The sequence below is a fragment of the Streptomyces sp. NPDC127177 genome (genome assembly GCF_042672475.1).
Taxonomy (GTDB): Bacteria; Actinomycetota; Actinomycetes; order Streptomycetales; family Streptomycetaceae; genus Streptomyces.
Genome location: NZ_JBHXUW010000007.1, coordinates 128,595 through 148,797, shown reverse-complemented (window position 1 = coordinate 148,797; position 20,203 = coordinate 128,595). Strand labels below are relative to the sequence as shown.

Genomic DNA, 20,203 nt, shown 5'->3' with positions numbered 1-20,203 from the left:
TGAACCTATGGAATCGTCGGCTCACGGTAGCGGGTGGTTGCCGCCCTCCGCCAAGCGCGTGAGGTCAACCACACCCCTTCACAGCGGGAGTAACGTCCAGCCGCTCCAGGACGCAGTTAAGGGGCGTCCCCGTCGATTCGGAGCCGGGCCGGTCCGCCTCCCGGGCGGGCGGTACGGCCCCGGCCCCCCCGCACCCCCGGTCAGGCCGCCTGGAGCTCCAGACGGGCGCCGAACTCCCTTACCGCGGGCTCGTCCCCGTACGGCACCAGCCGCTGTTGCAGATCCTCCAGATACTCCGCGCCCCGGCTGGAGCGCACCGAGCCCAGCAGTTCCATCGCCCGCGTCCCGGTGTGGCAGGCCTGCTCCACCTCTCGCATCTGCACCTGCGCCGTGGCCAGCAGTGCCAGGCCGATACCGCGGCGGCGGGCGCGGGACTCCGGGTGGCCGTCCAGGGACTCCTTCGCACGGCGGGCGGCCGCCTCCGCCTGGCCGAGGTCGCGGTGGCAGTGCGCCAGTTCGTCGGCCAGATAGGCGTGGTCGAAGTGGGCGATCCAGTCGGGGTCGTCCCCGCTGTCCGGATCGGCGCGTTCCAGCGCCGCCAGCGCCTGGCCCGCCACCGACTGGCAGGTGCCCGCGTCACCGAGGAGGGCGTGCCCGCGCGCCTCCGCCGCGTAGAACATCGCCTCCGCCCTCGGTGTGACCCGCCCGCGCGCACCCTCCTGCGCGGCCCTGGCCAGCTGGGCGATCTCCCGCGGATTGCCGAGCTGCGCCGCGAGATGGCTCATCGAGGCAGCCAGCACATAGCCGCCGTAGGCGCGGTCGCCGGCCGCCTGCGCCAGCCGCAGCGCCTGGATGTAGTAGCGCTGGGCCAGACCCGGCTGGCCCGTGTCGATCGCCATGTACCCGGCCAGCTCGGTGAGCCGCGCGACCGCCGCGAACAGCTGCCGGCCGGTCGACTCCCGGTACGCGCCCGAAAGGAGCCCGGAGACCACGCTGTTGAGGTAGTGCACCAGGACGGGCCGCACGTGGCCGCTGCCGAACCGGTGGTCGAGGTCGACCAGCGCGGCCGTCATCGCCCGCACCGCCTCCACGTCCGGCATCCCGACCCGGGCCCCGGCCGCCCGCGCGACCTGCGGGTCCGCGCCACTGATCAGCCAGTCCCGGCTGGGCTCGACCAGCGCCGAGGACGCCACCGCCGAACCGGTCAGGAAATCGCGGCGGCCGACATCGCTGCGCCACAGCTCACAGACCTGCTCGATCGCCCCGGTCACCGTCGGCGCGAACTGCAGCCCCACACCGGAGGCGAGGTTCTTGCCGTTGGCCATCCCGATCTCGTCGATCGTGACCGTACGGCCGAGCTTGCGGCCGAGTGCCTCGGCGATGATCCCCGGCGCCCTGCCGCGCGGCTGCTGTCCACGCAGCCAGCGGGCGACCGAGGTCTTGTCGTAACGGAGGTCGAGGCCGCGTTCGGCCCCGACCATGTTGACGCGGCGGGCCAGGCCCGCGTTGGAGCATCCGGCTTCCTGAATGAGCGCCTGGAGCCGTTCGTTCGGCTGGCGTGCGACGAGAGGCCTGGCTGCCATGTTTCTCCCCCTGAGGTCGCAGTGATCGTTGCTGGATCACTGCCCGGCGTATGTCCGAGAAATGCACCGATTCATCGGGTTGGTCACTTTCCTCGCTTCTTACATCTTTCGTCACGGCAAGCCCCCTATGATGCTGAGCGAACTGTGCCGGAATTTCCGTAACTTGCTACCCGCGCATCGCCGCGACTCCTCCCGCGCGCCCCCGCCGGTGCATCGATGCGCCCCGCATGCGGGAGCGATAGGCCGTAACCGCGTTCGCCACGCCCGTAACCCCAGGTGGCGACGGGAGTTGTGCTGTGCGTGGAAGAGCCGAACACAGTCATGGAAACCGCACAGCTCCCCCAGCAGCGCGCCGAACTCCTGCTCGACGCCGCCGTCCGGTACACGGAGGAGCGGCGCTGGGACGTGTGCCCGGGCACCTGGCTGGAGTCGGCCGACGGGGCGGAGCGGTGCTCCTGCGGAGAGGCCGGCTGCGCCGCTCCCGGCGCGCACCCCACCCGGGCCGACTGGGCGGGCCAGGCCACCGGCAGCGGTGCGGCGGCCCGCCGCATGTGGTCCCGACAGCCCCGGGCGGCAGTCCTGTTGCCGACCGGGCGCGCCTTCGACGCGATCGACGTACCGGAGTCGGCGGGTTTCCTGGCCCTGGCCCGGATGGAACGCCTCAGCCTGCCGCTCGGTCCGGTGACCCGCGGCCCGGACCGCCGGATGCAGTTCTTCGTCCTGCCGGGCGCCGCCGCCAAGGCGGACGGCCTCGCACAACGGCTGGGCTGGAACGCCGCGTCGATCGGGCTGCGCGGACTGGGCGACGGCCAGTACGTGACGGCCCCGCCGACCCGGGTCGGCGGGAGCGGCGCGGTTCAGTGGGCCCGCCGGCCCACCACGGCCAACCGCTGGCTGCCCGAGGTGGAGGAGCTGATCAGCCCGCTCGCCTACGCCTGCGGCAGGGAGGCCGCCGACGCCCGGAGCCGCCTTTCGTAGGGTGTCCCCCACACACGGGGACTTCGAAGGGCGTGCACGATGCCGGACCGGCACGAGACCGACACAGCAGAACAGTCCGTCGAGACGGGCGCACCGGAGGTGACACCGCCCGCGGTGCGGGTGGAAGGACTGTGGAAACGGTTCGGCGAACAGACTGCGGTGGCCGGGATCGACCTGGAGCTGCCCGCGGGCAAGTTCATCGGCCTGGTGGGCCCCAACGGCGCGGGCAAGACCACCACCCTGTCCATGGTCACCGGCCTGCTCCGCCCCGACATGGGCAGGATCGAGGTCGGCGGGCGCGACGTCTGGCGCGATCCGGTCGAGGTCAAGTCCCGGATCGGTGTGCTGCCCGAGGGGCTGCGGCTCTTCGAGCGCCTCTCCGGACGTGAACTCCTCGGCTACACCGGCAGGTTGCGCGGGCTGCCCGGTCCCGAGACGGACAGCCGCGCCACCCAGCTGCTGGACGTCCTGGATCTGGCGGGCGCCCAGCACAAGCTGGTCGTCGACTACTCGACCGGTATGCGGAAGAAGATCGGGCTCGCGGCGGCGCTGCTGCACAATCCCGAAGTGCTGTTCCTGGACGAGCCGTTCGAGGGCGTCGACCCGGTGTCGGCGCAGACCATCCGCAAGGTGCTGGAGCGCTACACCGGCTCCGGGGCGACCGTCATCTTCTCCAGCCATGTGATGGAGCTCGTCGAGTCGCTCTGCGACTGGGTGGCCGTCATGGCGGCCGGCACCATCCGGGCCCAGGGCACCCTCGCCCAGGTCCGCGGCGCGGCGCCCTCCCTCCAGGACGCCTTCCTGGAGCTGGTCGGCGCGGGCGGCCGCGACGACGGCGACGCCCTGGACTGGCTGGGCGGCACCCGATGAGCCTGCTCGACGCCCCGGCGGGAACCGGGCCCCGGACGAGCGGCACGGACGGTACCGCCCTGGTCCCCGTCTTCGTACGGCTCAAGCTCACGCTGCTGCGCAACGGGCTGCGGCAGTCGTCCGGACGGCGGGCCGCGTACATCGCGTCCGTCGTCGCCACCCTGCTGATCGCCGCGGGCCAGCTGATCGGGCTGATCGCGCTGCGCGGCAACGCCCACGCGGTGTCGCTCGTCGTGCTGCTGGCCGCGGTGCTGGCGCTCGGCTGGGCGGTGATGCCGCTGTTCTTCGCCGCCGGTGACGAGACCCTCGACCCGAGCAGGCTGGTGATGCTGCCGCTGCGCCCGAGGCCGCTGATCACCGCGCTGCTGGCGGCCTCGCTGGTCGGGATCGGCCCGCTGTTCACGCTCTGTCTGACGGTCGGTTCGGTGATCGCCCTGGCCCACGGGGCCGGGGCCGCGGTGTTCGCGGTCCTGGCGGCCCCGCTCACGCTGCTGGTCTGTGTGGCGCTGGCGCGGACCGTCGCCACGGCCAACAGCCGGCTGCTGACCTCCCGCAAGGGCCGCGATCTGGCGGTGCTCAGCGGTCTGGTGATCGCCGTGGGCATCCAGGTCGTCAACTTCGGCGCCCAGCGGCTCGGCCGCTCCGGCGGCCTCTCCGCCCTGGACCCGGCCGCCGACGTGGTGCGCTGGCTGCCGCCCGCCTCCGCGATCGCCTCGGTGGACTCCGCGTCCCGGGGCGACTACGGGAGCGCCGCCGCCGCACTGCTGCTCTCCCTGGCCGCACTGGCCCTGCTGCTGTGGCTGTGGCAGCGCAGCCTGGTGAAGCTGATGACGGCGCCGGACGGCTCTACGCTCGCCGCCGCCGAACCCGGCCGCACTGCCTCCGGTTCACGCGGCGCCGGTATCTGGGCCCTGTTCCCCGAGGGGCGGACCGGCACCGTGATGCAGCGCAGCCTGCGCTACGTCGCACGGGACCCGAAGACGAAGGCGGCGTGGGTGACGGCGCTGGCGATCGGGCTGATCGTGCCGCTGCTCAACGCGGTGCAGGGCGCCGGCTCGGTCTACTTCGCCTGCTTCGCCGCGGGGATGCTCGGCATCCAGATGTACAACCAGTTCGGGCAGGACACCTCCGCGTTCTGGATGGTGGCCGCGGCGATCTCCTCGACCCGGGACGCGTATCTGGAACTGCGGGCGCGCGCCCTGGCGTTGCTGCTGATCACCCTCCCCTACACGATCCTGGTGACCGTGGTGACCTCGGCGGTGCTCGGTGACTGGGGAGCGCTGCCGGGGGTCATGGGGCTGTCGTTCGCGCTGCTGGGCGCGATGCTGGCGACGGGTGCGGTGGCCTCGGCGAACTTCCCGTACTCGGTCCCGCAGGACGGTGCGTTCAAGAACGTGGCGCCGGGTCAGGCCGGTCTCGCCTGGATCTCGATCTTCGGCGGCATGGTCTCGGCGGCACTCCTGTGCGCGCCGGTGATCGGTATGACGCTCTGGCTCCATCTCGCCGGTGAGGAGGGGTGGCTGTGGCTGCTGCTACCGGTGGGGGCGGTGTACGGGGCGCTGATCGCCTGGGCCGGACTGCGGGTGGCGGCGCCCCGCACGGCCGACCGGCTGCCGGAGATCCTTGCGGCGGTCAGCAAGGGGTGAGTCCGGCCGGAGGGGACGAGGTGCGGGTGATCGGTGGCCTGGGCCGGTGGCCGGTGCTCGGGGCCGGTGGCCGGTGGCCGGTCTTACGGAGCCACCGGCTCCCGGTCGCCGCGATCGTCCTGGTCGTCCCGGCCGTCGCTGCCGTCCCGGCCGTCACTGCCTTCCTGGCCGTCGCCGCTGCCCTCGGCGTACTGCTCCAGGAAGGGTTCGACCGCGGCCCGCCAGCCCTCCGGCTGGTCGTAGTGGACGAGATGACCGGCGTCGGCCACCTCCGCGTACTGCCCGCGCGGCAGCACCCGGACCATCTCCTGCGCCTCGGCCCGGCCCAGCTCGCCGTCGAGGCCGCGCAGCACCAGCGTCGGGCATCTGACCTGGGCCAGCTCCTCCCAGTGCGCGTCGAACACCCAGGTGGCGCGGGACTGGAGCATCTGCCGACGGGAGAAGACGGGCCGCCAGCCGTCGGCGCGCTCGGCCATCACCTCGGCGAAGAACTCACCGCGCGAGGGATTGGGCCGCTCCACCCAGGGGTCGTCCTCGCCGAACCACTTCCGTACGTCGGCCAGCGTCGCGAACGGCACCGGCCAGGACCTGAACCAGTCCTCCCACTCCCGCTGCGAGGCCGCGCCGAGTGCGGAGGCCCGCATATCGCAGATGACCAGCGCGCGGACGAGGTCGGGGCGCTTGGCGGCGAGCTGCCAGGCGGTGAGCGCTCCCATCGAATGCCCGACGAGGGTGACGGGGGCGAGGCCCAGCTGTTCGATCGCGGCCTCCGCGTCGGCCACGTACGCGTCACGGGTGTACGGGCCCTCGGCCGGCTTCTCGCTGCGGCCGTGTCCGCGCTGGTCGAGGCCGACCGCACGGTGCCGCTCGGCGAGCCAGCGGGTGGTCGACGCCCAGTGCGAAGCCCGGCCCATCAGTCCGTGAAGCATTAAGACGCCGGGGGCGCGCACGCCCTCCGCGCGCTCCTTGGGCGGATCGGCGAACTCCCAGGCCGCGAGGCGTACGCCGTCGGTTCCGGTCACATCGATGCGCCGCACCATATGTTCTGGCACCCCCTTCAGGTCCCTCGATCACCACGTGGTCGCGTCCCGCCAGACTATCGAACTCTTATTCGAAAACCGGGTCCGGGCGTACAACACCGCTCGTTCGAGTGACCGCTTCCAAGGATTGACGTCGGCCGCGGAGGGGAGATCTTCTCCGGGAGGCGGGCCACTCGGGGATGAGGGCTCGCGGGGACCGATCTGAAGAGCTCGGGGCTCCAGGTCGGAACAGGGGAGGACAGGCCCCGGTGCCGTGAGGCACCGGGGCCATCCGTCGTTCATGAGGCCCGGAATCGGGGCCGGAAGCGGGCGTGGACGCGTGTCTCATCCGGTGCGCAGGCCGGACGTGCCAGTACGACGGGCGCATACCCTGCTCCCCTCCCCGACCGCGCGGCCAGGTGGCCGACACTCTCAGGTATCCCTCAGCCACAGCCTGGCACGCGAACCGTCCGGGCGCTGCAATTCCGGACGGAAAAACGGAAAGCGGACGACTACGGCCGGTGCCCGACGCGCCTGTACGGCGTACGTCGGACACCGGCCGTGGGCCGTCGGTGTCGTTCAGCGCTGTGGCTCAGCGCTCCTGTTTCAGCGCTTGGCGCTCAACGCTCGTGGTTGAGCGCCCGTGGTTCAACCTCGTGGTCCAGCGCTCCTGTTTCAGCGCTTGGCGACGAAGACGTGCGACGCCACCTCGGAATCCAGCTCCGCCGCCTCACCGCTGCTGCCGACCAGCACCCCGCCGGGCGACTCCGTCACGCTGACCACCGAACCGGGCTGCACGCCCGCCCGTCGCAGCGTGTACATCAGCTGGGCGTCCGTCTGGATCGGCTCGCCGATCCGGCGGACCACCACCGTCTTGCCCTCGCCCGGGTCGAGATCCGACAGGCTGACCATGCCCTCGTCGAGGAACGGATCGGCCTCGGCCTTCTCCCCCAGCTCCTCCAGGCCCGGGATCGGATTCCCGTACGGGGACTCGGTCGGGTGGCGCAGCAGCTCCAGCACCCGCCGCTCCACTGCTTCGCTCATCACGTGTTCCCAGCGACATGCCTCGGCGTGGACCTGTTCCCACTCCAGGCCGATCACGTCGACGAGCAGGCACTCGGCGAGCCGGTGCTTGCGCATCACGCGGGTCGCCAGTCGGCGCCCCTCCTCCGTCAGCTCCAGATGCCGGTCGCCCGCGACCTGAACCAGGCCGTCGCGCTCCATGCGCGCCACCGTCTGGCTGACCGTCGGACCGCTCTGGTCCAGCCGTTCCGCAATCCGGGCGCGCATGGGGACCACGCCTTCCTCTTCAAGTTCGAGGATGGTGCGGAGATACATCTCCGTTGTGTCGATCAGTCCGGACATTCGTGCCCCTCGATGCAATCGTGCGCTGGCCCTGACCCAATTCTGACGCATAGCACCGACAACCGTGCCTCGTCGGTCCGATACGGCGCATCGGAAGGGCTGTGGGCGTGGTTCGAGCAGCTCTCACGGTATTGACATGTCACTGGTCCAGACCGCAACGTGATCGGCGGCACGGACGCCCCTGGTCACCCCACAGCCCCGCCGGAAAGGCCCTCCACAGATGAGCGAAACCAAGCTGACCGGTCAGTTCTTCGACGCAGCGATCGGTCTGCTGGAGCGGGTGCGGGACGAGGAGTCCGGCAACATCGCGGCCGCCGGTGCCGCGATCGCCGACACGGTCGAGGCCGGCGGCCGGCTCTTCGCCTTCGGCGCCGGGCACTCCTCCCTCGCCGCGCAGGACGTCGTCTACCGCGCGGGCGGGCTCGCCCTGATGAACCTCCTGGCCGTCCCGGGCGCCCTCGGGGTCGACGTCATGCCGGCCACGCTGGGCTCGGCGCTGGAGCGGGTCGACGGCCTCGCGGGCGCGGTCCTGGACTCCAGCCCCGCGAAGGCGGGCGACGTCCTCGTGATCATCTCGCTGTCGGGGCGCAACGCGCTGCCGGTGGAGATGGCGATGAACGCGCGTGCGCTGGGGCTGAAGGTCATCGGCGTCACCTCGGTCGCGTACGCGGACGGCACACGGTCCCGGCACAGCTCCGGCGGCTTCCTGCGGGACCACTGCGACATCGTCCTCGACAGCAAGATCGCGATCGGCGACGCGGAGCTGGACGTCGAGGGCATCGAGGCGCCGTTCGCCCCCGCATCGACGGTGGTCACCAGTGCGGTGATGCAGGCGATGATGGCGGCCGCGGTGGAGCGGTTGCTGGAGCGGGGGGTGGAGCCGCCGTTGCTCCGGTCGGGGAACGTGGACGGGGGGCACGAGTGGAACGGGCGCGTGATGGCCGAGTACTCGGACCGGATCTTCTACCGGCACTGACGCGCGCGGCCGTGCGGGGCGGCGGGTGAACGGGACCGCGAGGTGACCGCCCGCCCCGGCGGCGGTTCCGTCCTCGGACGCCGGACGGGCCGGTGTTCGCGGCACGGCCGTCCTCAGACGCCGGACGAGCCGGGGGTGCCGGGGGTGCCGGGTTGCAGTGCCTGGTGCAGGTCCACCGAGGCGGCTACCCGGTCGGCCATGCTTTCCGCGTAGACCGCGTCCGGGCGTTCGAAGGCGGCGCGGTGGGCCGAGCGCAGGAACGTCACCACGCCGAGGGTCCGGCCCCGGCTCCGCAGCACCACGCACAGGGCGTGCACCGAGTCGGACGGCCACTGGCGCTCCGCCGCCCACTCCCCCGCCACCCGCTTCGTCCCGGCGCCCGCCGAGGCCCGCACCGAGCCCGTGCGGTCCACCGCCTGCAGGGCCGGGTGGCCTGGCACGTACCGCAGGGGGATGCCGCCGCCGGCCACCGGCAGGCACGGGCCGGGCGCGTCGGACGGTGTGGCCGCCGCCCGGACCAGGCGCTCACCCACCACCAGATCGATCAGCGCGTGGTCGGCGAAGCCGGCCAGTGCGTAGTCCAGGGAGCCGGTCGCGGCCTCCATGGGGTCCTCGCACTCGGCCGCCGATCTGGAGGCCCGGTGCAGCTGGCCCGACCGGAAGCGCACCCGGTCCGCGTCCTGGGCGGCGAGCTTCGCCTCCGTGATGTCCTGGAACAGCCAGCCGACGCCCAGCGGCACCGGCTCCTCCGCGAGCGGCGAGGCCAGCCGGAGGAAGCCGCTGCGCCAGCAGCGCCGCCGGTCGCCGTCGGCCGTCCGCAGCGTCACCCACAGCTCGGCGGGGCCCGGCGGTGCTCCGGCGGCCAGGACGTGCTGCAGCGCGCCCTCCAGGTCCTCCACGCCCTGCACGATCAGCTCGCCCAGCGGCCGCCCCAGCAGCGTCGTACGACCGCCGCCCAGCGCCCGGGCGGCGTGTGCGTTGACGACGGTGGGCCGCAGGTCCACGTCGACGAGGACCACACCCCACGAGGCGTCCTCGAACAGCGCCTCGCTGAGCGCGATGGCCCGTTCCAGGTCGATCTGGGCATGGACCTCGCTGAACGCGCAGTACACCCCGGCCGGCCTGCCGTCCGAGCCCCGCACCCCGGCGGACTGGGTCCGCACCAGCACCCGGCTGCCGTCCTTGCGCAGCAGCGCGAACTCATGGACCTGCCGCCCCGGCCCGTCCATGACGGCCATCAGCCGGCCCTGCACCTCGCCCGCGTCCGCCCGCCGCACGGCCCAGCCGGCGAAGCCGGGCCGTCCGACGGCCTCCTCGGCCGACCAGCCGAGAATCCGCTCGGCCTCGCGGTTCCAGTGGGTGACGGTGCCGTCCGCGTCGAAGGCGCAGAGCGCCGCGTCCATCCCGTCGAGCAGGGCCGCCAGCAGCTCGGACCCGGGGATCGCGGGACCCCCCAGCGGCCCATCGGGCTCGCCCTCCGGGCGCTCCTCGGGCCCGAGAGCGTCGGTGGTTCCGCTGCTCCTGGAAGCACTCATCCCGTACCCCCTGCTGGACGTGTCCGGCATTGCTGCACGTCAGACCATTGAACTCGAACGTGACTCAGCACACAGCGACTTCACCGAATTCGATGACACCGATAATTCGCTTGTGCGGCCCGGACGAGGTTCCTAGGCTGGTGCCAGCGAAGAAAGGAGGTGTTCCGGAAGTGATTTCTTCTCGGACTCGTGAGGTGACTGCGGGCTGACGCCCGTCGTCGCGCTCTTTGCAGTGCAGGCCGGTCATCGGCCAATCCCAAGCAGTCACCGACCCGCAGGCTCGCCGGTAAGTCCGGCCGGCTCCTCCGCAAGGAGGGACCAGAGCCTGCGGGTTTCTGCATGTCGGGGGGCGAGCGCCCCTAAGGGCACAGCCGCTCGACGCGCCAGGCCGCCCTGCCGCCCTCGGTCGTCCCTCCGGCCTCCCGTACGTACCGCAGCCGGTCGTGCAGCCGGTTCTCGTGGCCCTGCCAGAACTCGATCGTGCCCGGGACGACCCGGAAGCCGCCCCACTCCGGGGGTGCCGGGACCTGCTCGCCCTCCGGGTAGCGGGCCGCCAGCTCCTCGTAGCGCCCGACCAGCTCCTCGCGGGAGCCGATCACCGTGGACTGGGCGCTGGCCCAGGCGCCCAGCTGGGAGCCGTGGGGGCGGGTGCGGAAGTAGGCGACCGTCTCCTCGCGGCCGACCCGGGCCGCGGTGCCGGTGACGATGACCTGGCGGGCCAGCGGGTGCCAGGGGAAGAGCAGCGACACGTGCGGGTTGGCGGCCAGCTCGCGGCCCTTGCGGGAGCCGTAGTTGGTGAAGAAGACGAAACCGTGCTCGTCGTACATCTTCAGCAGCACCGTGCGGGAGGACGGCACGCCCTCGGGCGTCGCCGTGGACACCACCATGGCGTTCGGCTCGTGGAGCATCCCACCTGCGGCGATCTGCCGGAACCAGCGGGCGAACTGCTCCATGGGATCGGCGGCGAGGCCGTCCTCGTCGAAGCTCTCCGAACGGTACTGCTCGCGCATCGCGGCCGGATCGGTGGTGTTATCGAAGGAGGAATCTGCGGTGGACACGGGCTCATCCTGCCGCAGGGGCCGAGTCTGCCCGGTGAGGAGGGTCACGAACCGTTCCGGGACGGAACGGGGGGCTGTGCCGGATGTCACGCTTCCCGGGCACGTCGGAACCCGCCAATATCTTGGGACGGGCCCCTTTGCGGCCCGTCCGCAGCCGCCGATCCGAGGAGCCGCCTGATGTCCGACTTCGTACCCGGACTCGAAGGAGTCGTCGCGTTCGAAACGGAGATCGCCGAACCCGACAAGGAAGGCGGTTCGCTCCGGTACCGCGGTGTCGACATCGAGGACCTCGTCGGCCATGTGTCGTTCGGCAACGTCTGGGGTCTGCTGGTCGACGGGGCGTTCAACCCCGGACTGCCACCGGCCGAGCCGTTCCCGATCCCGGTGCACTCCGGTGACATCCGGGTCGACGTGCAGTCCGCGCTGGCGATGCTCGCCCCGGTGTGGGGGCTGAAACCGCTCCTGGACATCGACGAGCGGACGGCGCGCGACGAACTGGCGCGGGCCGCCGTCATGGCGCTCTCCTACGTCGCCCAGTCGGCGCGCGGCCAGGGGCTGCCGATGGTCCCGCAGAGCGAGATCGACAAGGCGGGTTCCGTCGTCGAACGGTTCATGATCCGCTGGCGCGGCGAGCCGGACCCGCGGCACGTGAAGGCCGTTGACGCGTACTGGACCTCCGCCGCCGAGCACGGCATGAACGCCTCGACGTTCACCGCCCGGGTCATCGCGTCGACCGGCGCCGACGTGGCCGCCGCACTGTCCGGCGCGGTGGGCGCCATGTCGGGCCCGCTGCACGGAGGTGCACCGTCCCGTGTCCTCGGCATGATCGAGGAGATCGAGCGGACCGGGGACGCCACCGCCTACGTGAAGAAGGCCCTGGACAAGGGCGAGCGCCTGATGGGCTTCGGACACCGCGTCTACCGCGCCGAGGACCCCCGCGCCCGCGTCCTGCGGCGCACGGCCGAGGAGTTGGGCGCGCCCAGGTTCGAGGTGGCGCAGGCGCTGGAGAAGGCCGCGCTGGAGGAGCTCCACGCGCGGCGCCCCGACCGGGTGCTGGCGACGAACGTGGAGTTCTGGGCCGCGATCATGCTGGACTTCGCGGAGGTGCCGGCGCACATGTTCACCTCGATGTTCACGTGCGCGCGCACGGCGGGCTGGTCGGCGCACATCCTGGAGCAGAAGCGGACGGGCCGCCTGGTGCGCCCCTCGGCGACGTACATCGGTCCGGGCACGCGCAGCCCGCGGGAGATCCCCGGGTTCGACCAGCTGGCGGACCTGGGCAACTGAGGACGGTTCGATGGATACCGGGCGGCCTGCGCTCCACCGACGGCGCGGGCGTCCGGGCATCTCCACCCGCCGGGCCGAGCCGTGCCGCAGCCGTCGCATTCCTGTGGCATGTCTGTGTCATTCGGGCCGCTTTCTGGTTTGTCTCACGACGCGCTCGATGCGGGAGGCCCGTAATCGAGCGCTCCGACACGTCCGGCCGCATCGCCGGACGCTCCATCCAGATCTTGAACGCAACCGGCTTCCGTAATGGGCGGCTCCCGCTGCCAGTTAGGTCAAAATGACACACAAGGGACGTATCTTCTTCGCCGCTGCTCTCACCACCATGGGGCTCGGCCTCACGGCGTGCAACGACGGCGAGGACTCGTCGTCGGCACCGGACTCGCCATCGGCGTCCGCCCCGGCATCGTCCGACGCGAGCAGCCCGTCCGCGAAGCCCAGCGACGACGGTGCCGCGCCGGCCGGGGGTGACGTCGCCGCACCGGGCACGAAGCTCAAGGTCGGTGACAAGGCGGTCCTGCCGTTCGAGTACACGAGCGACAAGAAGGGCACCATCGCCGTGACCGTCACGGCGATCGAGAAGGGCGCCGAGGCCGACATGGCGGCGTTCGGCGCGAAGGCGAAGGGCATGACGCCCTACTACATCCGGATGAAGGTGGAGAACGTCGGCGGGACCGACCTGTCCTACGCGTCGCTGAAGCTGCGCGGCCAGCTGGCGGACGGCGGCCCCACGGGCGTCGTGCTGATAGGCGACCTGCCGGGCAAGTGCGACAACGAAACGGCACCCCGCGACTTCACCACCAAGGGCGCGTCGTACGAGACCTGCTCGCTCAGCGCCACGAAGACCGAGCCCATCGCGGCCGCCTCGTTCGACGAGGGTGACGCGTACAGCGACAGCCCGGTCCTCTGGACCAACTGACCGTCCGCTTCCGCGTCCGCGCGCCGGGCATCTCGTCCTCGACGACATGCCCGGCCGGGACCCGGGAGTCCCGTCGACGGGATCCGGGTCGTCGACGGCTCGGCGAAGTGCGGCCCGGGGAAGTCAGCGGTTGAGGGCCCACGTCTGCAAGACGTACGCCCGCCCCTTCTCCTCCCCCTCGATCAGCGGGACGTCGAGCCGGCTGAAGCCCGTCCTGCCGGCCACCGCGACACTGGCGGCGTTCTCCGCCTCCAGCTCCAGGATCACTTGCTCCACGCCCAGTTGCTCGAAGGCGTAGGCGGCCATCACCCGCACCGCCCGCGCGGCAAGCCCCTGACCCCGGTGCGCCGGGCCGATCGCGTAGCCGATCTCCGTGCCCTCGGGGGCGCGCCGCAGCATCACCTCGCCGAGCGGTGCCCCGCCGTCGAGGGTGACGGCGAGGAGGATGGTCGTGCCGTCCGCCCGGAGCTTCCGGGCCCTCGCCAGCCGCGCACGGGCGGCCTCCGCGTCGAACGGGGTGACGATCGGCGTCCAGTACGCGATGTCCGGGTGGTCGAAGAGGCCCGGCATCGCGGCCAGGTCCTCTTCGGTCCAGTCGCGCAGGACGAGGCCTTCGCCCGTGAGTTCCATGCGGGTGGGAAGGGGCGGTGCGGTGCTGCTCATGGTGAGGACCTCCCTGGACTGTTCAGGACGAGGAAGGATATCCGGGGCGTCGCGGTCCCGGCGCGGTTCAGCCCAGCGCCTCGTCCAGGAGCGCCGCCCACTGCGTCACGACCCTGCGGCGGCGGGCGGTGTCGTCGGTGAGGACGTTGGCGAGGCCGAGCCCGCGGGCCATGTCCAGGAGGCCCTGGACCGTCTCGCGGACGCCGGGACGGGATTCGTCGGCGTCCAGCAGGGTGACGGCGATGTGGTGGGTCTCGCGGCCCACTCGGCCTTCGAGTTCGGTGACGCGGGGGCGGAGCTGGTCCTCGTTGGAGGCGGCGACCCAGAGCTGGAGTGCGGCGCGGAAGAGCGGGCCGGTGTAGAGGTCGACGAGGGCGGCGACGACTGCGGCGCGGCTCTGGACGGGGACGGCGCGCAGGGCGGCGGAGCGTTCCTCGGCGACGTACTCGACGGCCGCGGTGAAGAGGTCCTCCCGGGTCGGGAAGTGGTGCTGGGCGGCGCCGCGGGAGACGCCGGCGCGTTCGGCGACGACGGAGACGGTGGAGCCCGCCCAGCCGTGTTCGGCCAGGCAGGAGACCGCGGCTTCCAGGAGGCGGCGGCGGGTGGCGCGGCTGCGGTCCTGTTTGGGGGACTTGGGGCTCATGGGGGTCACAGCAGCCATGCGGGATCCCGTCGTTCCAGGAAGGCCGTCATCCCCTCCCGTGCCTCGTCGGAGGCGAAGAGTGCCGCGGAGCGGGCGATGAGGTCTTCGGCGTACTGGTCGAAACTCTGCAGCACAGTAGCCGTGACCAGCTTCTTCGACTCGGCCAGCCCCTGCGGGGAGGCCCTGCGCAGTCCGTCGAGTACCGGTACGAGCGCCTCGTCCACGTCCTCGGCGGCGATGCTCACGAGGCCGGTCCTGGCCGCTTCCGTCGTGTCGAAACGCTCCCCCGTCAGGTAGTAGCGCGCTGCCGCGCGGGGGTCCAGGCGGGGCAGCAGGGGGAGGGAGATCACCGCCGGGGCCAGGCCCAGGCGGGATTCGGTGAGGGCGAAGGAGGAGCCGGGGCCCGCGACCGAGATGTCGCAGGCGGCCAGCAGGCCGAGACCGCCCGCCCGGACGTGGCCGGTGACCCGGGCCACGACCGGTTTGGGGAGCGTGACGATCCGCCGCATGAGGGCGACGAAGGCGTGGGGGTCGGCGGGTGCGGTGAGGTCGGCGCCCGCGCAGAACGTGTTGCCGGTGTGGGTGAGTACCACCGCCCGAACCGTGTCGTCGGCGGCGCAGGCCGCCAGGGCGTCGGTCAGCCCCGCCACGAGGCGGGCGCCGAGCGCGTTGCGGTTGGCCGGGGAGTCGAGCGTGAGGGTGGTGATGCCCCGGTCGTGGGCGGGTGGGGCGAGGGTCATTGCTGCTTCTCCCGTTCGCGCAGTTCACGGCGGAGGATCTTCCCGGACGTCGCACGCGGTACGGCGTCGACGAATTCGACCTGCCGGACCTTCTTGTAGGGGGCGACGCGCTCGGCGACGTACGCCATGACGTCGTCGGCCGTCAGGTCCGCCGGGGCGACGGTCGGCCGGCGCACCAGGAACGCCTTGGGGACCTCGTTGCCGTCGGCGTCGTACACACCGATGACGGCGGCGTCGGCGACGGACTCGTGGCCGAGCAGCAGCGCTTCGAGTTCGGCGGGGGCGACCTGGTAGCCCTTGTACTTGATCAGCTCCTTGACCCGGTCGACGACGAACAGCCAGCCGTCCTCGTCGACCCGCCCGATGTCCCCGGTGTGCACCCAGCCGTCCGCGTCGATCATTTCGGCGGTGGCGTCCGGGCGGCCGAGGTAGCCCTTCATCACCTGTGGGCCGCGGATCAGGATCTCCCCGTCGGTGCCGGGCAGGGCGTCCTCGTCGGGGACGCCCAGGGAGACGATGCGCATCTCGGTGTTGGGCAGCAGGGTGCCGACGGCGCCGGGCGGCGGGTTCTCGGCGGCGAGCGGGACGACGTGCGTGCCGGGCGAGAGTTCCGTCATGCCGTACGCCTGGCGTACGGGCGGCAGTCCGAGGCGGCGGGAGCAGGCGGCCGCGAGCTCCGCGTCGAGCGGGGCGGCGGCGCTGACGATGTACTCCAGCGAGGAGAGGTCGTAGCTGTCGACGACCGGGTGCTTGGCGAGGGCGAGGACGATCGGCGGGGCCACGTACAGACCGGTGATGCGGTGGTCCTGGATCGCGGTGAGGAACTGGGCGAGGTCGAAGCGCGGCAGGACGACGACGGTGGCGCCGGTCCTCAGGGGTGCGTTCATCAGGGCGGTGAGCCCGTAGATGTGGAAGAACGGCAGCACGGCCAGGATGCGGGCGCCGGAGCCCATGGGGATGAAGGGGCGCAGCTGTTCCAGGTTGGTGGCCATGGAGCGGTGGGTGAGCATGACGCCCTTGGGCGTACCGGTGGTGCCGGAGGAGTACGGCAGGGCGGCGACGTCCTCGGCCGGGTCGATGGTGACCAGCGGTTCGGGGGCGGTGGTGGCGAGCATGTCGAGGACCGAGGTGTGTCCCTCGGCGTGGTCGCAGACGAAGATCTCCTGGATGCCGCCGGCCAGTTCGGCGGCGCGGCGGGCGGTGTCCAGGAGCGGGGAGACGGTGACGATCCAGCGCGCGGAGGAGTCGCGGAGCTGTTTGGCGAACTCCTCGGCCGTGGCGAGCGGGTGGACGGTGGTGACGGTGGCCCCGGCCCTGGTCGCGGCGAAGAAGACGGCCGGGTAGGCGATGGTGTTCGGGCTGTGCAGGGCGAGCACGTCGCCCTTGACGAGTCCGGCGGCGGCCAGTCCGGCGGAGATCTTCCGGTGGAAGTCGTCGAGCTGCCGGTAGGTGATCCGGCGGGTGTCGTCCGTCCCGTCGATCAGGGCGACCGTGTCACCGAACTCCGCGGCCGCCTGTCCGAGGACGGCGTCGTGGATGGCTGTGTCGAGTGGCTGGACGTCGGGGTAGTCGCTCCGGAACACGTGCACCATGGCGGGGAGTCCCTTTCGATGCGGAATGGCGGGGCGCGGCGGGTGACGCCGGTCCCGTACGACGCGTGGAGAGGTGGCGTGTGCGACGCGGCGGGCGGAAGGCCCGCCCCGGGGCCGCGGGCGGGCGGTCCCGTGCCGCGTGGGAGGGACAGGATCTCGGCTGCCTGGCGCCTTGGGGAGACCCCCGGCGGCAGGATTCGGGGCGACGGCCGTCAGTAGGACTTGGGGAGGCCCAGGGACTGGTGCGACACGTAGTTCAGGATCATCTCCCGGCTGACCGGCGCGATCCGGGCGACCCGGGACGCGGTGATCAGGGATCCGAGGCCGTACTCGCGGGTGAGGCCGTTGCCGCCGAGGGTGTGCACGGCCTGGTCGACGGCCCTCACGCAGGCTTCCCCCGCGGCGTACTTGGCCATGTTGGCGGCCTCGCCCGCGCCGGTGTCGTCGCCGTCGTCGTAGAGCCGGGCGGCCTTCTGCATCATCAGCCGGGCCAGTTCGAGTTCGATGTGGGCCTGGGCCAGGGGGTGGGCGATGGCCTGGTGGGCGCCGATGGGCTCCTTCCACACCTGGCGGGTCTTCGCGTACTCGACGGCGCGGCCGAGCGCGTAGCGGCCCATGCCGATGCCGAAGGCGGCGGTCATGACGCGTTCGGGGTTGAGTCCGGCGAAGAGCTGGAGCAGGCCCGCGTCCTCGTCTCCCACGAGCGCGTCGGCGGGCAGGCGCACGTCGTCGAGGACGAGTTCGAACTGCTTCTCCGGGGCCTGGAGTTCCATGTCGATCTGTGAGCGCAGGAAGCCGGGCGCCTCGCGGGGGACGATGAACAGGCAGGGTTTCAGCTTGCCGGACCTGGCGTCCTCGGTGCGGCCGACGATGAGGGTGGCGTCGGCGATGTCGACGCCTGAGACGAAGACCTTGCGCCCGGTGAGCACCCACCCCTCGCCGTCGCGGCGGGCGGTGGTGGTGATGCGGTGGGAGTTGGAGCCCGCGTCGGGTTCGGTGATGCCGAAGGCCATGGTGAGGCTGCCGTCGGCGAGGCCGGGCAGCCACTGCCGCTTCTGTGCGTCGGTGCCGAAGCGGGCTATGACGGTGCCGCAGATGGCCGGTGAGACGACCATCATCAGGAGCGGCGAGCCTGCTGCACCCAACTCCTCCAGCACTATGGAGAGTTCGGCCATGCCGCCGCCTCCGCCGCCGTACTCCTCGGGGAGGTTCACCCCCAGGTAGCCGAGCTTGGCGGCCTCCGTCCACAGTTCGCGGGGGTGGGAGCCTTCGCGGACGACGGAGGTCATGTAGTCGCGCCCGTACCGCTTTCCGAGGGCGGCGACGGCCGCGCGCAGGGCCTGGTGCTCTTCGGTTTCCAGGACGGTGCTCATGCGTGCTCCTCAACGGGTCGGGGTGCGGCTTCCGTGACGACGGCGAGCAGTGCGCCGACCTCCACCTGGAGGCCGGGTGCGGCGTGGAGCGCGGTGAGGGTGCCGGAGGCGGGGGCGAGGATGCGGTGCTCCATCTTCATCGCCTCCAGCCAGATCAGCGGCTGCCCGGCCGCCACGGCGGCCCCGGCCGCGAGGCCGTCGGCCAGGCGGACGACGGTGCCGGGCATCGGGGCGAGCAGCGAGCCCGGTTCGGTGCGCCGGGCGGGGTCGGTGAAGCGGGGCAGGGCGGTGAAGGCGTACGAGCCCGCGGAGGTGTCCACGTACACCCGGTCGTGGCCGGCGGTCACGGTGAAGTGCCGTGTGACGCCGCCGGTTTGGAGGCTTACGCGGTCAGGGCTGACGGCGACGACGCGCACCCCTTCCGCGAGGACGGCGAGGCCGTCGCGGGTGGTGCGGTAGGCGATCTCGTACTCGTGGCCGTCGGGTTCGCCGCGGTAGCGCCGGAGCCGGGGCTGCGAGGGGAGGTTGCGCCAGGCGCCGAAGCGGGCGACGCCACCGGTGGTGGTCCGGCGGCAGGCCTCGGCGAGGGCGGCCGCGGTGGCTGCCGTGTACGGGTCCCGGTCGTCCGGCGCCGCGGTCAGGGCGGCCAGGTGCCGGTCGTAGAAACCGGTGTCGGGGCGGGCGGCCACGAAGTCCGGGTGGCGCAGGGAGCGTACGAGCAGTTCGCGGTTGGTGACCGGGCCGTGGACGCGGGCGCGTTCCAGGGCGCGGGCGAGGAGCCGGACTGCTTCGGTGCGGGTGGGTGCGTGGGCGATGACCTTGGCGATCATCGGGTCGTAGTGCACGCCGATCGTGTCGCCGCCGGTGTATCCGGTGTCCAGGCGCACCCCGGGTTCGTCCGGTACGTCCAGCGAGAGCAGTGCTCCGGTCTGTGGCTGCCAGTCGTGGGCCGGGTCCTCGGCGTAGAGCCTGGCCTCGACGGCGTGACCCGCGGGGTGCGGTGGCTCCGCGGAGGGCAGCGGCTCACCCTCCGCGGTCCGCAGTTGCAGGGCCACGAGGTCGAGGCCGAACACGGCTTCGGTGACGGGGTGTTCGACCTGGAGGCGGGTGTTCATCTCCAGGAAGTACGGCCGCCCGTCATCCGTGAGCAGGAATTCGACGGTCCCCGCGCCCCGGTAGCCGACGGCTCGTGCGGCGGCCACCGCCGCATCGTGCAGCCCGGCCCTGAGCGTGTCGTCGAGGCCGGGCGCGGGGGCCTCCTCGATGACCTTCTGGTGGCGGCGCTGGAGCGAGCAGTCGCGGGTGCCGAGCGCCCAGACGCCGTCGTGCCCGTCGGCCATGATCTGGACCTCGACGTGCCGGCCGCGTTCGACGTACGGCTCGGCGAAGACCTCACCGTCGCCGAACGCGGACAGCGCCTCGGCCGCGGCGGCGGTCAGTTCGCCGGGCAGGTCGACGAGTTCACGGACCACGCGCATCCCGCGTCCGCCGCCTCCCGCAGCCGCCTTCAGCAGCAGCGGGAGGTCCTCGGCGCGGGCCTGGGACGGGTCGACGGGGGCGAGCAGCGGCACTCCGGCGGCGGCCATCAGCTCCTTGGCCCGGGTCTTGGACGCCATCAGCTCGATGGCCTTGACCGGTGGCCCGACCCAGAGGAGCCCGGCATCCTGCACCGCGGCTGCGAACCCGGCGTTCTCGGAGAGGAATCCGTACCCGGGGTGGACGGCGTCGGCGCCCGCGGCGAGGGCGGCGGCCACGACGAGGTCGCCACGCAGATAGGTGTCCGCGGGAGCGGCCCCCGGCAGCCGTACGGCGGTGTCGGCCTCCCGTACGTGGAGCGCGTCGGCGTCCGCGTCGGAGTGCACGGCCACGGTGGCGATGCCGAGCGCGCGGCAGGTGCGGAAGATCCGGCAGGCGATCTCGCCCCGGTTGGCGACGAGCAGAGTGGTGATCATGCGTGTG

General features: G+C 72.2%; 17 protein-coding genes. 6 read left to right on the top strand and 11 right to left on the bottom strand.

What is annotated here, in order from left to right; all coding sequences use genetic code 11:
• Positions 1-200: 200 nt before the first annotated feature.
• The gene (locus ACFVJX_RS07690; RefSeq protein ID WP_384126035.1) at positions 201-1,583 is read right to left on the bottom strand and encodes a transcriptional regulator; all 1,383 of its coding nucleotides are present in this window, start codon (positions 1,581-1,583) and stop codon (positions 201-203) included.
• A 321-nt stretch (positions 1,584-1,904) separates the two neighbouring features.
• Between ACFVJX_RS07690 and ACFVJX_RS07685 the strand changes: the two genes are divergently transcribed.
• From ACFVJX_RS07685 to ACFVJX_RS07675, 3 genes are read left to right on the top strand one after another with little or no spacing between them, the layout of a single operon-like run.
• Positions 1,905-2,561 carry a bifunctional DNA primase/polymerase gene (locus tag ACFVJX_RS07685; RefSeq protein WP_384126038.1) on the top strand — a complete coding sequence of 219 codons (657 nt, stop codon included), beginning with the start codon at positions 1,905-1,907 and terminating at the stop codon, positions 2,559-2,561.
• A gap of 39 nt (positions 2,562-2,600) precedes the next feature.
• The gene (locus ACFVJX_RS07680; protein WP_384126039.1) at positions 2,601-3,431 is read left to right on the top strand and encodes an ABC transporter ATP-binding protein; all 831 of its coding nucleotides are present in this window, start codon (positions 2,601-2,603) and stop codon (positions 3,429-3,431) included.
• Positions 3,428-5,077 carry a transporter gene (locus tag ACFVJX_RS07675; protein ID WP_384126041.1) on the top strand — a complete coding sequence of 550 codons (1,650 nt, stop codon included), beginning with the start codon at positions 3,428-3,430 and terminating at the stop codon, positions 5,075-5,077. The genes ACFVJX_RS07680 and ACFVJX_RS07675 overlap by 4 nt, the downstream gene beginning before the upstream one ends.
• An 83-nt stretch (positions 5,078-5,160) precedes the next feature.
• Here ACFVJX_RS07675 and ACFVJX_RS07670 read toward each other — a convergent pair whose 3' ends face one another.
• A complete protein-coding gene (locus ACFVJX_RS07670) occupies positions 5,161-6,117 on the bottom strand; it encodes an alpha/beta fold hydrolase (RefSeq protein WP_384126042.1) in 957 nt (318 codons plus the stop codon).
• A 654-nt stretch (positions 6,118-6,771) separates the two neighbouring features.
• A complete protein-coding gene (locus ACFVJX_RS07665) occupies positions 6,772-7,461 on the bottom strand; it encodes a metal-dependent transcriptional regulator (protein WP_384126044.1) in 690 nt (229 codons plus the stop codon).
• 220 nt (positions 7,462-7,681) lie between these two features.
• Between ACFVJX_RS07665 and ACFVJX_RS07660 the strand changes: the two genes are divergently transcribed.
• Positions 7,682-8,437, top strand: coding sequence for an SIS domain-containing protein (locus tag ACFVJX_RS07660; protein WP_384126046.1), 756 nt, complete (start codon positions 7,682-7,684; stop codon positions 8,435-8,437).
• A 113-nt stretch (positions 8,438-8,550) separates the two neighbouring features.
• On the opposite strand, the gene ACFVJX_RS07655 is transcribed toward ACFVJX_RS07660, so the two are convergent.
• Together ACFVJX_RS07655 and pdxH are read right to left on the bottom strand one after the other, a co-directional pair.
• Positions 8,551-9,972, bottom strand: a complete 1,422-nt coding sequence (locus ACFVJX_RS07655; protein WP_384126047.1) for a PAS domain-containing protein — start codon at positions 9,970-9,972, stop codon at positions 8,551-8,553.
• Between the two features lie 359 nt (positions 9,973-10,331).
• The gene (pdxH, locus tag ACFVJX_RS07650) at positions 10,332-10,982 is read right to left on the bottom strand and encodes a pyridoxamine 5'-phosphate oxidase (RefSeq protein ID WP_384126185.1); all 651 of its coding nucleotides are present in this window, start codon (positions 10,980-10,982) and stop codon (positions 10,332-10,334) included.
• A 225-nt stretch (positions 10,983-11,207) separates the two neighbouring features.
• Here pdxH and ACFVJX_RS07645 point away from each other — a divergent pair, with 225 nt between their 5' ends.
• Positions 11,208-12,317, top strand: a complete 1,110-nt coding sequence (locus ACFVJX_RS07645; protein ID WP_384126048.1) for a citrate synthase 2 — start codon at positions 11,208-11,210, stop codon at positions 12,315-12,317.
• A gap of 277 nt (positions 12,318-12,594) precedes the next feature.
• A complete protein-coding gene (locus tag ACFVJX_RS07640) occupies positions 12,595-13,233 on the top strand; it encodes a hypothetical protein (protein ID WP_384126050.1) in 639 nt (212 codons plus the stop codon).
• A 123-nt stretch (positions 13,234-13,356) separates the two neighbouring features.
• Here ACFVJX_RS07640 and ACFVJX_RS07635 read toward each other — a convergent pair whose 3' ends face one another.
• The 6 genes from ACFVJX_RS07635 to ACFVJX_RS07610 form a co-directional block, all read right to left on the bottom strand.
• Positions 13,357-13,896, bottom strand: coding sequence for a GNAT family N-acetyltransferase (locus tag ACFVJX_RS07635; RefSeq protein ID WP_384126051.1), 540 nt, complete (start codon positions 13,894-13,896; stop codon positions 13,357-13,359).
• Positions 13,897-13,963: 67 nt separating this feature from the next.
• Positions 13,964-14,557 (bottom strand): TetR/AcrR family transcriptional regulator, encoded by a 594-nt coding sequence (locus ACFVJX_RS07630; RefSeq protein WP_384126053.1) that lies wholly within the window; start codon positions 14,555-14,557, stop codon positions 13,964-13,966.
• Positions 14,545-15,279: an enoyl-CoA hydratase family protein gene (locus tag ACFVJX_RS07625; RefSeq protein WP_384126055.1), complete on the bottom strand. Its 735-nt coding sequence runs from the start codon at positions 15,277-15,279 to the stop codon at positions 14,545-14,547. The genes ACFVJX_RS07630 and ACFVJX_RS07625 overlap by 13 nt, the downstream gene beginning before the upstream one ends.
• Entirely contained in the window at positions 15,276-16,871 is a 1,596-nt protein-coding gene (locus tag ACFVJX_RS07620) for a 4-coumarate--CoA ligase family protein (protein ID WP_384126056.1), read from the bottom strand. Before ACFVJX_RS07620 ends, ACFVJX_RS07625 begins: the two co-directional genes overlap by 4 nt.
• Before the next feature lie 212 nt (positions 16,872-17,083).
• Positions 17,084-18,244 (bottom strand): acyl-CoA dehydrogenase family protein, encoded by a 1,161-nt coding sequence (locus tag ACFVJX_RS07615; RefSeq protein ID WP_384126057.1) that lies wholly within the window; start codon positions 18,242-18,244, stop codon positions 17,084-17,086.
• A complete protein-coding gene (locus ACFVJX_RS07610) occupies positions 18,241-20,196 on the bottom strand; it encodes an acetyl/propionyl/methylcrotonyl-CoA carboxylase subunit alpha (protein ID WP_384126059.1) in 1,956 nt (651 codons plus the stop codon). Before ACFVJX_RS07610 ends, ACFVJX_RS07615 begins: the two co-directional genes overlap by 4 nt.
• Between the last annotated feature and the right edge of the window lie 7 nt (positions 20,197-20,203).